This window comes from Marinomonas spartinae (genome assembly GCF_900089775.1).
GTDB classification, from domain to species: Bacteria; Pseudomonadota; Gammaproteobacteria; order Pseudomonadales; family Marinomonadaceae; genus Marinomonas; species Marinomonas spartinae.
In genome coordinates, this window is record NZ_FLOB01000016.1 from 37,790 (window position 1) to 49,788 (window position 11,999).

At 45.2% G+C, this 11,999-nt stretch carries 19 protein-coding genes; 1 reads left to right on the plus strand and 18 read right to left on the minus strand.

Annotation, left to right across the window (positions count from 1 at the left end; genetic code table 11):
* The first annotated feature begins 86 nt into the window (after positions 1-86).
* Positions 87-2,909 carry an excinuclease ABC subunit UvrA gene (gene uvrA / locus MSP8886_RS19725; RefSeq protein WP_067020077.1) on the plus strand — a complete coding sequence of 941 codons (2,823 nt, stop codon included), beginning with the start codon at positions 87-89 and terminating at the stop codon, positions 2,907-2,909.
* Between the two features lie 136 nt (positions 2,910-3,045).
* Here the strand turns inward: uvrA and rplQ are convergent, their stop codons facing one another.
* From rplQ to rpsQ, 18 genes are all read right to left on the minus strand, one after another.
* Positions 3,046-3,423 (minus strand): 50S ribosomal protein L17, encoded by a 378-nt coding sequence (gene rplQ, locus MSP8886_RS19730; protein WP_067020081.1) that lies wholly within the window; start codon positions 3,421-3,423, stop codon positions 3,046-3,048.
* Between the two features lie 42 nt (positions 3,424-3,465).
* On the minus strand, positions 3,466-4,470 hold the full coding sequence (locus MSP8886_RS19735) for a DNA-directed RNA polymerase subunit alpha (protein WP_067020084.1): 1,005 nt from the start codon (positions 4,468-4,470) through the stop codon (positions 3,466-3,468).
* Positions 4,471-4,503: 33 nt separating this feature from the next.
* Positions 4,504-5,124 carry a 30S ribosomal protein S4 gene (gene rpsD, locus MSP8886_RS19740; protein ID WP_067020088.1) on the minus strand — a complete coding sequence of 207 codons (621 nt, stop codon included), beginning with the start codon at positions 5,122-5,124 and terminating at the stop codon, positions 4,504-4,506.
* Positions 5,125-5,140: 16 nt separating this feature from the next.
* Positions 5,141-5,533: a 30S ribosomal protein S11 gene (gene rpsK, locus MSP8886_RS19745; protein ID WP_012071913.1), complete on the minus strand. Its 393-nt coding sequence runs from the start codon at positions 5,531-5,533 to the stop codon at positions 5,141-5,143.
* 66 nt (positions 5,534-5,599) lie between these two features.
* Entirely contained in the window at positions 5,600-5,956 is a 357-nt protein-coding gene (rpsM, locus tag MSP8886_RS19750) for a 30S ribosomal protein S13 (protein WP_067020090.1), read from the minus strand.
* 125 nt (positions 5,957-6,081) lie between these two features.
* On the minus strand, positions 6,082-6,195 hold the full coding sequence (gene rpmJ, locus MSP8886_RS22000; protein ID WP_055462823.1) for a 50S ribosomal protein L36: 114 nt from the start codon (positions 6,193-6,195) through the stop codon (positions 6,082-6,084).
* Positions 6,196-6,213: 18 nt separating this feature from the next.
* Positions 6,214-7,545 carry a preprotein translocase subunit SecY gene (gene secY / locus MSP8886_RS19755; RefSeq protein WP_067020094.1) on the minus strand — a complete coding sequence of 444 codons (1,332 nt, stop codon included), beginning with the start codon at positions 7,543-7,545 and terminating at the stop codon, positions 6,214-6,216.
* The gene (rplO, locus tag MSP8886_RS19760) at positions 7,546-7,980 is read right to left on the minus strand and encodes a 50S ribosomal protein L15 (RefSeq protein WP_067020098.1); all 435 of its coding nucleotides are present in this window, start codon (positions 7,978-7,980) and stop codon (positions 7,546-7,548) included.
* 1 nt (position 7,981) lies between these two features.
* Complete coding sequence (gene rpmD, locus MSP8886_RS19765; RefSeq protein ID WP_067020101.1) at positions 7,982-8,167, minus strand: 50S ribosomal protein L30; 186 nt, start codon at positions 8,165-8,167, stop codon at positions 7,982-7,984.
* 6 nt (positions 8,168-8,173) lie between these two features.
* Positions 8,174-8,674 carry a 30S ribosomal protein S5 gene (gene rpsE, locus MSP8886_RS19770; RefSeq protein WP_067020104.1) on the minus strand — a complete coding sequence of 167 codons (501 nt, stop codon included), beginning with the start codon at positions 8,672-8,674 and terminating at the stop codon, positions 8,174-8,176.
* Positions 8,675-8,684: 10 nt separating this feature from the next.
* Positions 8,685-9,035, minus strand: a complete 351-nt coding sequence (rplR, locus tag MSP8886_RS19775; protein ID WP_067020107.1) for a 50S ribosomal protein L18 — start codon at positions 9,033-9,035, stop codon at positions 8,685-8,687.
* Positions 9,036-9,045: 10 nt separating this feature from the next.
* Positions 9,046-9,579: a 50S ribosomal protein L6 gene (gene rplF, locus MSP8886_RS19780; protein ID WP_067020110.1), complete on the minus strand. Its 534-nt coding sequence runs from the start codon at positions 9,577-9,579 to the stop codon at positions 9,046-9,048.
* Positions 9,580-9,587: 8 nt separating this feature from the next.
* Positions 9,588-9,980, minus strand: a complete 393-nt coding sequence (gene rpsH / locus MSP8886_RS19785) for a 30S ribosomal protein S8 (RefSeq protein ID WP_067020113.1) — start codon at positions 9,978-9,980, stop codon at positions 9,588-9,590.
* A 129-nt stretch (positions 9,981-10,109) separates the two neighbouring features.
* On the minus strand, positions 10,110-10,415 hold the full coding sequence (gene rpsN, locus MSP8886_RS19790; protein WP_067020116.1) for a 30S ribosomal protein S14: 306 nt from the start codon (positions 10,413-10,415) through the stop codon (positions 10,110-10,112).
* Between the two features lie 12 nt (positions 10,416-10,427).
* Complete coding sequence (gene rplE / locus MSP8886_RS19795) at positions 10,428-10,967, minus strand: 50S ribosomal protein L5 (protein ID WP_067020119.1); 540 nt, start codon at positions 10,965-10,967, stop codon at positions 10,428-10,430.
* A gap of 17 nt (positions 10,968-10,984) precedes the next feature.
* Positions 10,985-11,302, minus strand: coding sequence for a 50S ribosomal protein L24 (gene rplX, locus MSP8886_RS19800; protein ID WP_067020122.1), 318 nt, complete (start codon positions 11,300-11,302; stop codon positions 10,985-10,987).
* Positions 11,303-11,318: 16 nt separating this feature from the next.
* Positions 11,319-11,687 (minus strand): 50S ribosomal protein L14, encoded by a 369-nt coding sequence (rplN, locus tag MSP8886_RS19805; RefSeq protein WP_067020125.1) that lies wholly within the window; start codon positions 11,685-11,687, stop codon positions 11,319-11,321.
* Between the two features lie 51 nt (positions 11,688-11,738).
* Positions 11,739-11,999, minus strand: coding sequence for a 30S ribosomal protein S17 (rpsQ, locus tag MSP8886_RS19810; RefSeq protein WP_067020128.1), 261 nt, complete (start codon positions 11,997-11,999; stop codon positions 11,739-11,741).

Sequence of the window (11,999 nt, forward strand, 5' to 3'; positions counted from 1 at the left end):
CTCTATTTCAACTACTGTAAAAATAGACAGTTATTCTACTCACAACGAAGCTAATTTCTGTTGACCAAAGACTATATTGGAGACACATGGATACTATCACCATACGCGGAGCACGCACCCACAATCTTAAAAATGTGGACCTAGACATTCCTAGAGACAAACTCGTGGTGATCACTGGCCTATCTGGCTCAGGAAAATCTTCCCTCGCTTTTGATACCTTGTATGCAGAAGGTCAGCGTCGCTATGTAGAATCACTGTCAACTTACGCTAGACAGTTTCTATCCATGATGGAAAAACCGGATATTGATCATATCGAAGGCCTTTCCCCAGCCATATCCATTGAACAGAAATCAACGTCTCATAACCCGCGTTCTACCGTTGGTACAATCACAGAAATCTATGATTACCTTCGGTTGCTATTTGCTCGGGCAGGCCAGCCACGCTGTCCTGATCATGGAGAGCCATTAGAGGCGCAAACCATATCACAAATGGTCGATAAGATAATCTCTCTTCCTGAGGAAACTAAAATGATGTTGCTTGCGCCGATTGTCAAAGATCGCAAAGGCGAGCACCTTCATGTTCTTAACGATTTGTTATCTAAAGGTTTTATCCGCGCTCGCATCGACGGAATCGTCGTCGATTTAGACGATGCCCCTACTTTAGAAAAAAATAAGAAACATACTATAGAAGTTGTCATTGATCGTTTTAAAGTTCGTAAAGATTTACAACTTCGCCTTGCTGAGTCATTCGAGACCTGTCTTTCCTTGTCCGATGGTATTGCCAAAGTCATTAATATGGATGATGAAAAAGACATTCATATTTTTTCCAGTAAGTTTGCCTGTCCAGTCTGTGGCTACAGCCTTACGGAGCTCGAACCACGTCTGTTTTCGTTCAATAACCCTAATGGCGCTTGTCAAACGTGTGATGGACTGGGGACACATCAAGTCTTTGATCCTGACCGCATTATTCAAGATGAAACACTGACCCTTGCGGAGGGTGCTATTCGTGGCTGGGGACGTCGCAGTATTTTTTATTACCAACAGCTAAGTGCCTTAGCAAAACACTACGGCTTTGATATCGACGCCAAGTTCAAAGACATCCCCAAACAATATCAGGATAAAATTCTCAACGGATCGGGCAAAGACAAAATCGATTTTGTCTACATCAATGAACGTGGTGACAAAATGATTCGTTCTCATGCCTTTGAAGGGGTGTTGCCCAATCTACAACGTCGCTATCATGAAACCGAGTCTGACAGCGTTCGTGAAGACTTATCCCAGTATATTACGACACAGCCATGCCCTGATTGCCATGGTTCACGCCTCAATCGCTCAGCGCGCAATGTGTTTATCAATGAAGAAACGCTCCCTGAGATTGTAAAATTCCCGATTGCAGAATGCCTAACCTACTTTGAAAACCTCACCTTAACAGGTGCTCGGGGAGAGATCGCCTCGAAGATTCTTAAAGAAATTCGCGACCGTCTGACGTTTCTTGTCAACGTTGGCCTTGAGTACCTGACATTAGATCGTAAAGCCGACTCATTATCAGGCGGGGAAGCGCAACGAATTCGACTCGCGAGCCAAATTGGCGCCGGATTAGTGGGTGTTATGTATATCCTTGATGAGCCTTCTATTGGCTTGCATCAGCGTGATAACGAGCGGCTTATCTCCACATTGACGCGATTACGGGATCTCGGCAACACGGTCATCGTTGTGGAACACGATGAAGATGCGATTCGTGTCGCGGACTTTGTAGTCGATATTGGTCCTGGCGCTGGGGTTCATGGCGGAGAAATCATCGTCAGCGGTACACCACAAGACATTATGAATTGCCCTCAGTCTGTCACTGGACAGTTCTTAAATGGGCAACGCAAGATCGACATACCAGCCAAACGCCACGAAGCAGTCAACAATCAAGTACTAAAATTAATTGGGGCAACAGGCAATAACTTAAACAAAGTCGACTTAACCATTCCATTCGGTGTGATGACTTGTATTACAGGAGTCTCTGGGTCAGGTAAGTCTACCTTGATCAACGGTACGCTATTTCCATTAGCCGCTACCGCATTAAATGGCGCGACAACCCTCAAAGCAGCCCCCCATGAAAAAATTGAAGGATTAGAGTTATTCGATAAATGTGTCGACATTGACCAAAGCCCCATTGGTCGTACGCCTCGCTCAAATCCAGCAACCTATACCGGTATTTTTACACCCATGCGTGAATTGTTTGCCGCCACGCAAGAAGCTCGCTCTCGCGGTTACAAACCTGGCCGCTTTAGCTTTAACGTAAAAGGCGGACGCTGTGAAGCCTGCCAAGGCGATGGTGTGATCAAAGTAGAAATGCATTTTTTACCCGATGTCTATGTCCCCTGTGATGTCTGTAAAGGCAAACGCTATAATCGTGAAACCCTTGAAATACACTACAAAGGGAAGAACATTCACGAATGCCTAGAAATGACTATTGAGGATGCTCGAGACTTCTTCGATCCAGTCCCTGCGATTGCAAGAAAATTACAGACGTTGATTGATGTGGGGCTTGGCTATATTCGCCTAGGACAAGCCGCTACGACACTCTCTGGAGGGGAAGCACAGCGCGTGAAGCTTGCCAAAGAGCTGTCTAAACGGGATACCGGAAAAACCCTCTATATTCTGGACGAGCCAACCACTGGTTTGCATTTTGCAGACATCGAGCAACTATTGAAAGTGTTACATCGTCTACGAGATCACGGCAATACCGTTGTCGTTATTGAGCACAATCTTGATGTCATCAAAACGGCGGACTGGATTGTCGATCTTGGCCCTGAAGGCGGCAGTGGCGGCGGTTACATCATTGCAGAAGGGACGCCAGAGGACATTGCTCACAATGAGACATCCCATACCGGGCGCTTCTTAAAACCCATGCTGAAATAAATAGGCTGGGTAATTAACAAAAGTCCAAGACACGCGCTTGGACTTTTTTTATATCTAAAATACAGCCTACTTCATTGGTAAATATCAGATAAAAAAAACCGGACACAAGGTCCGGTTTTTTTATTACAAACTGATATTACTCAGCGGCTTCAGCAACTGGTCGATCAACCAATTCAACATAAGCCATAGGCGCATTGTCACCTGCACGGAAGCCACATTTCAAAATGCGAACATAACCGCCAGGACGAGCTTGGTAACGAGGACCAAGTTCAGAGAACAATTTACCTACTGCGTCTTTGCTACGAGTACGAGCAAAGGCAAGGCGACGATTCGCTACGGAATCTTCTTTCGCCAATGTGATCAAAGGCTCAGCAACGCGACGAAGTTCTTTGGCTTTCGGCAACGTAGTTTTAATAACTTCGTGCTCGAATAAAGAAGCAGCCATATTTTTGAACATCGCTTTACGATGAGAGCTAGTACGGTTTAAGTGACGTCCACTCTTACGATGACGCATTTTACATTCCTTACCAAACTACGGTGGTCAGGGAACAATGACCTAGCGAGCTAGAACTTTGCTATCGTCTTTTAAGCTAGCTGGTGGCCAGTTTTCTAGACGCATTCCCAAAGACAAACCACGCTGTGCTAAAACATCTTTGATTTCAGTTAACGACTTCTTACCCAAGTTTGGCGTCTTAAGAAGCTCAACCTCAGTACGTTGAATCAAATCACCGATGTAATAAATGTTCTCTGCTTTTAAACAGTTAGCACTGCGAACGGTCAACTCAAGATCATCAACCGGGCGTAGCAAAATTGGATCAATCTCATCCTCTTCTTCCACAACAGGTGCTTCGCTTTCGCTTTCAAGAGCGACGAAGACAGCAATCTGTTGCTGAAGAATGGTCGCAGCACGACGAATGGCTTCTTCAGGGTCAATCGTACCATTAGATTCGATATCTAATACTAACTTATCTAAGTCGGTACGTTGCTCTACACGAGCACTATCAACGCTGTAGGCCACACGGCGAACAGGACTGAACGAAGCATCCAGCTGCAAACGGCCGATAGGACGAGTCTCATCGTCGCTTGCAATACGGGCATCAGCAGGCTCATAACCACGACCACGTGCTACTTTGATCTGCATATTAAGTACTGCAGTGTCATCCAAGTTAGCAATAACGTGATCAGGGTTAGCGATCTCTGCATCAGCAACCAACTGGATATCTCCAGCCGTTACGACACCAGGACCTGTTTTACTTAAAGTAAGAGTTGCTTCATCTTGCCCGTGTAGAGCGATCGCAACTCCTTTCAGGTTAAGAAGAATTTCTATGACATCTTCTTTAACCCCTTCGATTGCGCTGTATTCATGCAATACGCCGTCGATTTCAACTTCAACAATTGCACAACCAGGCATTGAAGACAAAAGGATGCGGCGCAACGCGTTACCTAAAGTATGACCAAAACCACGTTCAAGTGGTTGAAGCGTTACTTTAGCGCGCGTTTTGCCTAATTCCTGAACTTCAATGTTGCGTGGGGTTAACAATTCGCTCACTGAACGCTGCATAGATCCACCTATTTCTTAATCCCAATCACCGACTTACTTAGAGTAAAGTTCGACGATTAGGTTCTCATTAATTTCAGCTGATAAATCGGCACGCTCTGGAGCAGCTTTGTAAGTTGCTTCCAGTTTAGTGGTATCCACTTCGATCCAGTGGATCGGTGCACGATTTTTAGATAGCTCTAATGCGCTTTGAACACGCAATTGTTTTTTCGCTTTTTCACGGATAGACACAACGTCACCAGCTTTAACTTGGTAAGACGGAATGTTAACCGATGCGCCATTAACTAGAATACCTTTATGGCCAACTAGTTGACGGGCTTCCGCACGAGTAGAACCAAAACCTGCGCGGTATACAACGTTATCTAAACGTGATTCCAAAAGTTGCAGAAGGTTTTCACCTGTTGCACCTTTAAGACGAGCGGCAGATTTGTAGTAGTTACGGAATTGTTTTTCAAGAATGCCGTACATACGACGAACTTTTTGTTTCTCACGTAATTGCAAGCCGTAGTCAGAAAGGCGTCCACGACGTGCACCATGTACACCAGGAACGGTTTCTGCTTTACATTTAGACTCAAGAGCGCGTGAACCGCTCTTCAATTGCAAGTCGGTACCTTCACGACGAGACAACTTACAAGTTGGACCTATATAACGAGCCATGTATCTGTCTCCTCAATTAAACGCGACGTTTCTTAGGTGGACGGCAACCATTGTGCGGGATTGGCGTCACATCTGTGATGTTATTGATACGCAAGCCCAATGCATTCAATGCACGAACTGCGGACTCACGACCAGGACCTGGGCCCTTGATCATGACGTCAACGTTTTTAAGGCCGAATTCTTGTGCGACAGTACCGGCACGCTCCGCAGCAACCTGCGCTGCGAAAGGAGTACTTTTACGAGATCCGCGAAAACCAGAACCACCGGCAGTAGCCCAAGACAATGCATTGCCTTGGCGGTCGGTGATAGTCACGATCGTGTTGTTAAATGACGCGTGTACATGAGCAACACCATCAACAACCGTCTTTTTGACTTTTTTCTTGGTATTGCGCGTAGCTGGCTTAGCCATATTGCACTTTTCCTATTTAATGCTCAGCTCTAACAAACTTAGTGGCTAGAGCGAAACGCGTTTATATTACTTACGAATAGGCTTACGAGGGCCTTTTCGTGTGCGAGCGTTCGTTTTGGTACGTTGACCACGAACAGGTAGGCTGCGGCGGTGACGAATACCACGGTTACAGCCAAGATCCATCAGACGTTTAATAGACATGCTGACTTCACGGCGTAGATCACCTTCTACAGTATACTTAGCAACTTCACCACGAAGTTCATCAAGTGTTTCATCACTTAAAGAACTGATTTTGGCAGTTTCAGCAACACCTGACGCGGCGCAAATTGCACGCGAACGAGTGCGACCAATTCCGAAGATGTAAGTCAGAGAAATGACCGCATGTTTATTGTCAGGAATATTGACACCGGCTATACGGGCCATTCAATTTACTCCGTTGTTATGGATGATTTCTAAATCATCGCTTTGCTTTCATGAGGGCGGCTGATTATGCCTATGTTTAGGCGAAAAATCAACCACCCTTTTCCCATCATAGAGCGAATTCGCTGTTAACCTTGACGCTGTTTATGGCGAGGCTCAGAGCAAATCACTCGAACTGAACCGTTACGACGAACGATTTTGCAGTTACGACAGATTTTCTTTACAGATGCACGTACTTTCATGTTCAACTCCAACCTATGCTAACGCATTAGGCCATTTGGACCATAACCAGTCAGATTAGATTTCTTCATTAACGACTCGTACTGATGACTCATTAAATGACTTTGTACTTGCGACATAAAGTCCATTACTACTACCACGATAATCAATAACGATGTACCGCCAAAGTAGAAAGGAACATTCCACGCAACAACAAAGAACTGAGGCATCAAAGACACCAGTGTGATGTATAACGCACCAAACAGTGTCAAACGAGTCATTACACCATCAATATATCGAGCTGTATGATCGCCTGGACGAATACCCGGCAAAAAAGCACCGGATTTTTTTAAGTTATCTGCCACATCTTTAGGGTTGAACACCAGTGCTGTATAAAAGAAGCAAAAGAAAACAATTGCTATCGCAAACAACAGCACATATAGAGGTTGTCCAGGAGCTAGAGCCAGAGAGATATTTTGCAACCATTCCATGCCCTTACCTTGACCAAACCATTGGCCGATCGAAGCAGGAAATAGAAGGATACTTGAAGCGAAAATAGGTGGGATAACACCCGCCATATTCACCTTAAGCGGCAAATGACTCTTCTGTGCGGCAAACACCTTGTTACCTTGCTGGCGTTTCGCATAATTCACTGTAATACGGCGCTGACCACGTTCAATAAAGACCACAAACGCAATGGTTGCCACAGCAATTACACCAATAAACAACAAAGCAAGAATATTAATATCGCCTTGACGAGCCGATTCAAACGAGCGACCTAAAGCAGCAGGAATACCAGCCACGATACCAGAGAAAATGATAATAGAAATACCATTACCAATGCCCTTTTCAGTTACTTGCTCACCCAGCCACATCAAGAACACGGTTCCAGCAACCAACGAAACGACAGCAACGCCGTAGAATTGTAGGCCACCATGGAAAGCGATTCCTTGACTGGCTAGACCAACCGCCATTGAGGCAGATTGGATAAGCGCTAACAGTACCGTACCATAACGGGTATATTGGGTAATCTTACGACGCCCCGCCTCACCCTCTTTTTTCAACTGCTCTAGCTGCGGACTCACAACCGTTAATAACTGCATAATAATAGAGGCAGAAATATAGGGCAGTATTCCGAGAGCGAAAATACTCATTCGCTGGAGCGCGCCCCCTGAGAATACGTTAAATAAACTCAGAATTGTGCCTTCATTTTGGTTAAATAGGGCAGACAATCTATCAGGGTTAATCCCTGGAACAGGAATGTGAGCACCAATTCGATATACAATAATTGCCAACAATACAAAACGGATGCGAGCCCAAAGCTCGCTTAGTCCATTTTGCATACCGGCTGGTAGTGAGCCACGCTTTGCCATTTATTCCTCGACTTTTCCGCCAGCTGCTTCAATAGCGGCACGAGCACCTTTAGTCACTTTAAGACCACGAATGGTAACTGCTTTGTCGATTGAGCCTGACAAAATTACACGCGCTGTCTTAATTTGATGACCAATGATGTCGGCGCTTTTAAGAGCAGCCAAATCTACAACTTCAGCATTTACAGCAGCAAGCTCGTTTAAACGAACCTCAGCAACATACTTAGCCTGACGTGAGGTAAAACCAAATTTTGGCAGACGACGCTGCAATGGCATTTGACCGCCTTCAAAACCAGGTTTCACTGAGCCACCAGAACGAGACTTAAGACCTTTATGGCCACGTCCGCCGGTTTTGCCCAAGCCGCTACCAATACCGCGACCGACACGTTTAGGAGCATGCTTGCTACCTTCGCCAGGACGAAGTGTATTTAAAAACATGTTATTCTCCTACAACTTTAACCATGTAATAAACTTTATTAACCATACCACGTACTGCTGGAGTATCTTCCAGCTCACGAGTTTGGCCAACTTTACGCAAACCCAAGCCTTTAATTGTTTCACGGTGTTTTGGAAGACGACCGATCGGGCTACGGGTTAGTTGAACTGTGATGGTTTTATTCGCCATGACACATTACCCCAAAATTTGATCGACTGACTTACCGCGTTTTGCCGCGATTTGCTCAGGTGCTTTCATGTCTTGCAAACCTTTAATCGTAGCACGAACCACGTTTACAGGGTTTGTAGAGCCGTAACATTTCGCCAATACGTTGTGAACACCTGCAATTTCAAGAACTGCACGCATTGCACCACCGGCGATGATACCAGTACCTTGAGAGGCTGGTTGCATGTAAATTTTAGAAGCGCCATGCACAGCTTTAACAGGATACTGAAGAGTATCGCCATCTAGCTTAACAGAAACCATATTGCGACGAGCTTGTTCCATCGCTTTTTGGATTGCTTGAGGCACTTCGCGCGCTTTACCGCGACCGAAGCCAACCTTACCATTTCCATCACCAACGACTGTTAGAGCTGTGAAAGAGAAGATACGACCACCCTTTACAACTTTAGCAACGCGGTTTACCTGTACTAGCTTCTCTTGGAGGTCGCTAGTTTGTTGTTCATTAACTGCCATTTGCTACCCCTTAGAACTCTAGACCGGCTTCACGTGCGGCATCAGCTAGCGCTTGAACACGTCCGTGGTATTTGAAGCCAGCACGGTCAAAAGCGACCGTAGTGACACCTGCTTCTTTAGCGCGAGCAGCAACCAAAGCACCGACTTGTTTAGCCGCTTCTTTGTTACCAGTCGCTGTAGCACGTAGAGATTCTTCTAGTGTAGAAGCGCTCGCTAGCACTTTACTACCACAAGGAGAAATAACTTGAGCATACATATGGCGTGGTGTGCGATGTACAGTAAGACGATTCGCACCTAGTTCACGAATATGTAGGCGCGCACGACGTGCACGACGAATTCGAGATTGTTTCTTAGTGTTCATGAATGCTTACCTACTTCTTCTTAGCTTCTTTACGACGAATGATCTCGTCAGAATAGCGAACACCTTTGCCTTTGTATGGCTCTGGTGGACGGAAACCGCGAACTTCTGCAGCAACTTGACCAACGGCTTGTTTATCAATGCCTTTGATCACAACTTCTGTTTGAGAAGCACATTCAGCTGTAATACCTTCAGGTAGTTCGTAATCAACTGGGTGAGAAAAGCCCAATGATAGGTTAAGTACTTTGCCTTTAAGCGCAGCACGGTAACCAACACCTTGAAGAATCAAACGTTTCTCGAAACCTTGACTAACACCAATAACCATGTTGTTAATCAACGCACGAGTAGTACCAGCTAAGGCACGGCTTTGTTTCGCACCATCGCGAGCAGCGAAGGTGATAACATTTTCTTCTTTAGTCACTTGAACGCTTGTGTGAACATCTAGCTCTAAAGAACCTTTGCTGCCTTTAACAACAACATTTTGTCCTTTAAGAGTAAAATCTACACCACTAGGAAGCGTCACGGGACTATTAGCAACTCGAGACATACTAACTCCTAGAATACAGTGCAGATTACTTCGCCACCGATGCCAGCTGCACGAGCTGCACGGTCAGTCATCACACCTTTAGAGGTAGAGATGATAGCAACGCCAAGGCCAGCTTCTACTTTAGGTAGATCTGCAGTGCCTTTGTATTGACGCAAGCTTGGGCGAGATGCGCGTTTAATTTCTTCGATAACCGGCTTACCTTCGAAGTATTTCAATTCGATAGTAAGAGTCGGTTTTACTGCTTCGTCTACGGAATAGTTACCAACGTAACCTTCTTCACGTAGTACGGAAGCAATTGACACCTTCATGTTTGATGAAGGCATGCTCACAGTGGTCTTCGCAGCCATCTGTGCATTACGAATACGTGTAAACATATCCGCAAGGGTATCTTGCATACTCATTTAAGAGCTCCTAATTGAAAAACCATTGTGCAGCAAATAGAGCTCGCGCATAGTACACAGCAGCGAGCAGAATGTCCAGTAATTAGACACTCCAGTCACTGCTATGTATTATGATCGCGCTCTACTTGCTTACCAACTAGCTTTCTTCAAGCCTGGTACGTCACCGCGCATCGCTGCTTCACGCAACTTGATACGAGACAAACCGAAACGACGGTAAACACCGTGTGGACGGCCAGTCACTTGGCAACGATTACGTTGGCGAGAAGAAGATGAATCGCGAGGAAGCGCTTGCAATTTAAGCGTTGCTTCCCACTTTTCATCGTCCGATGCATTAACGTCGCTAATGATCGCTTTTAGAGCAGCACGCTTTTCAGCGTACTTAGCTACTAATTTGGTGCGTTTTGCTTCGCGCTGAATCATTGATATTTTAGCCATGATTCCTACCTCTTATTTCTTGAAAGGGAAACTAAAGGCGGCTAGCAAAGCACGACCTTCTTCGTCGGTACGAGCAGTCGTTGTAATGGTAATATCCATACCACGTACACGATCTACTTTATCGTATTCGATTTCAGGGAAGATGATCTGCTCTTTCACACCCATGCTGTAGTTACCACGACCGTCGAAAGACTTAGGATTAAGTCCACGGAAGTCACGAATACGTGGAATAGCAACATCAACCAAACGGTCGAAGAAATCCCACATACGTTCACCACGTAGCGTCACTTTACAACCGATCGGATAACCGTCACGGATTTTAAAGCCAGCTACTGATTTACGCGCCTTAGTCACTACAACTTTTTGGCCGCTCAGTGCTTCTAGATCATTTACCGCATGCTCAAGCAATTTCTTGTCTGCGATAGCTTCACCAACACCCATGTTCAATGTGATTTTAGTGATTTTAGGCACTTCCATCACGTTTTTGTAAGCAAACTCTTCAGTAAGTTTTGCTACAACTTGATCTTTATATACTTGCTTAAGTCTCGCCATGGCTATAATTCTCGCTCTTAGGCGTCGATCGCTTCACTGTTTGATTTAAAGATACGTACTTTCGTACCGTCTTCATTCAATTTAAAGCCGACGCGATCCGCTTTGTCAGTAGCCTTGTTATAAATAGCTACATTAGAAACCTGAATAGGTGCTTCTTTTTCAACGATGCCGCCAGTTGATCCCTTCATAGGGTTTGGCTTTTCGTGTTTCTTGATCATATTGACACCAGAAACAAGAACTCGGCTCTCGTCTACTACTTTAACAACTTTGCCGCGTTTGCCTTTATCTTTACCTGCAATCACAACAACTTCGTCGTTACGTTTGATCTTACGCATAAATGTCCCCTCCCTCTTACAGCACTTCAGGTGCAAGAGAAACAATTTTCATGAACTGCTCTGTACGCAATTCACGTGTTACAGGGCCAAAGATACGAGTACCAATAGGCTGCCCTGAAGCATTCAGTAGAACCGCAGAGTTTACATCAAAGCGGATTACAGAGCCATCAGAACGACGAACACCTTTCTTAGTTCTAACGACAACAGCGTTTAGAACCTGCCCTTTCTTAACACGACCGCGAGGGATCGCTTCTTTCACTGTGACCTTAATAATGTCACCGATAGCAGCATAACGACGATGTGAGCCACCCAGTACTTTGATACACTGAACACGCTTTGCGCCGCTGTTATCTGCTACATCAAGCATCGATTCTGTTTGAATCATTACTGCTCTCCAATCAAATTAGATAACAAGTCTCACGAAGGAAGGAGCAGCTTATACAGCTGCTGCTTTCTCAACAACCTGAACCAGATTCCAAGTCTTAGACTTAGAGTAAGGACGTGTTTCAACGACCTTAACGGTATCACCGATCTGGCACTCATTGTTTTCATCATGAGCGTGTAATTTAGAAGAACGACGGACAAACTTACCGTATAGAGGGTGTTTTTCTGTACGCTCAACTAGTACTGTGATGGTTTTATCCATCTTATCGCTTACTACTTTACCAGTAGCTGTACGCGCTTTTGTTTCTGCCAT

What these genes read in the sequence shown, in the direction of transcription:
- rpsK (WP_012071913.1), bottom strand. Translation starts at nt 5,533, where the DNA reads ATGGCTAAGCCAGCTACGCGCAATACCAAGAAAAAAGTCAAAAAGACG.
- rplE (WP_067020119.1), bottom strand. Translation starts at nt 10,967, where the DNA reads ATGGCGAGACTTAAGCAAGTATATAAAGATCAAGTTGTAGCAAAACTT.
- rpsH (WP_067020113.1), bottom strand. Translation starts at nt 9,980, where the DNA reads ATGAGTATGCAAGATACCCTTGCGGATATGTTTACACGTATTCGTAAT.
- secY (WP_067020094.1), bottom strand. Translation starts at nt 7,545, where the DNA reads ATGGCAAAGCGTGGCTCACTACCAGCCGGTATGCAAAATGGACTAAGC.
- rplQ (WP_067020081.1), bottom strand. Translation starts at nt 3,423, where the DNA reads ATGCGTCATCGTAAGAGTGGACGTCACTTAAACCGTACTAGCTCTCAT.
- rplF (WP_067020110.1), bottom strand. Translation starts at nt 9,579, where the DNA reads ATGTCTCGAGTTGCTAATAGTCCCGTGACGCTTCCTAGTGGTGTAGAT.
- rplR (WP_067020107.1), bottom strand. Translation starts at nt 9,035, where the DNA reads ATGAACACTAAGAAACAATCTCGAATTCGTCGTGCACGTCGTGCGCGC.
- rplN (WP_067020125.1), bottom strand. Translation starts at nt 11,687, where the DNA reads ATGATTCAAACAGAATCGATGCTTGATGTAGCAGATAACAGCGGCGCA.
- rpsM (WP_067020090.1), bottom strand. Translation starts at nt 5,956, where the DNA reads ATGGCCCGTATAGCCGGTGTCAATATTCCTGACAATAAACATGCGGTC.
- rplX (WP_067020122.1), bottom strand. Translation starts at nt 11,302, where the DNA reads ATGCGTAAGATCAAACGTAACGACGAAGTTGTTGTGATTGCAGGTAAA.
- rpsE (WP_067020104.1), bottom strand. Translation starts at nt 8,674, where the DNA reads ATGGCAGTTAATGAACAACAAACTAGCGACCTCCAAGAGAAGCTAGTA.
- rpmD (WP_067020101.1), bottom strand. Translation starts at nt 8,167, where the DNA reads ATGGCGAATAAAACCATCACAGTTCAACTAACCCGTAGCCCGATCGGT.
- rpsD (WP_067020088.1), bottom strand. Translation starts at nt 5,124, where the DNA reads ATGGCTCGTTATATAGGTCCAACTTGTAAGTTGTCTCGTCGTGAAGGT.
- rpmJ (WP_055462823.1), bottom strand. Translation starts at nt 6,195, where the DNA reads ATGAAAGTACGTGCATCTGTAAAGAAAATCTGTCGTAACTGCAAAATC.
- rplO (WP_067020098.1), bottom strand. Translation starts at nt 7,980, where the DNA reads ATGTTTTTAAATACACTTCGTCCTGGCGAAGGTAGCAAGCATGCTCCT.
- rpsN (WP_067020116.1), bottom strand. Translation starts at nt 10,415, where the DNA reads ATGGCTAAAATATCAATGATTCAGCGCGAAGCAAAACGCACCAAATTA.
- rpsQ (WP_067020128.1), bottom strand. Translation starts at nt 11,999, where the DNA reads ATGGCAGAAACAAAAGCGCGTACAGCTACTGGTAAAGTAGTAAGCGAT.
- uvrA (WP_067020077.1), top strand. Translation starts at nt 87, where the DNA reads ATGGATACTATCACCATACGCGGAGCACGCACCCACAATCTTAAAAAT.
- MSP8886_RS19735 (WP_067020084.1), bottom strand. Translation starts at nt 4,470, where the DNA reads ATGCAGCGTTCAGTGAGCGAATTGTTAACCCCACGCAACATTGAAGTT.